The organism is Pseudomonas edaphica (assembly GCF_005863185.1).
GTDB classification, from domain to species: domain Bacteria; phylum Pseudomonadota; class Gammaproteobacteria; order Pseudomonadales; family Pseudomonadaceae; genus Aquipseudomonas; species Aquipseudomonas edaphica.
Genome location: NZ_VBVZ01001151.1, coordinates 1 through 513, shown reverse-complemented (window position 1 = coordinate 513; position 513 = coordinate 1). Strand labels below are relative to the sequence as shown.

1 pseudogene is annotated in these 513 nt (G+C 53.2%); it reads left to right on the top strand.

From position 1 onward, the window contains the following. Positions 1–363: pseudogene (locus FEM54_RS34270) on the top strand (hypothetical protein); the annotation flags it as partial. Between the last annotated feature and the right edge of the window lie 150 nt (positions 364–513).

The window sequence follows — 513 nt, the reverse complement described above, 5'->3', positions numbered from 1 at the left end:
GTTTACCCCCCAAATCACTGTCAGATTCCGGCCATCGTGTTTGACGGGGCGATTTCAGATCAAGATCAAGATCACAAGCGCAGATCAAAAACCGCTGACTTCGTCATCGAAAAGGATGTAAGGGCCAGAGCAACAGCAACAGCAACAGCAACAGCAACAGCAACAGCAACAGCAACAGCAACAGCAACAGCAGAGCCATACTCGGTCAAAGGTGGGAGCTGGCTTGCCTGCGATGGCATCAACTCGGTGTGCCTGATGTACCGAGGTGCCTGCATCGCAGGCAAGCCAGCTCCTACAGAAAAGCGGCTCTTCAGTGTATGCAAATCCGATTTTCGATTTTCGATTTTCGCTTTTTGCTTTTGATCTAACCACTCAGGTCGGCTTTCAGGCCGCCGTGCTGTAGATCTTGATCTTGATTTTGATCTGAGGCGCCCCGTTAACCACGATGGCCGAACGCAGGCTTGAATCCGTGGGTAACCCGGCAGGACGCCGGGTTAGCCGCGCTGGGCCAAG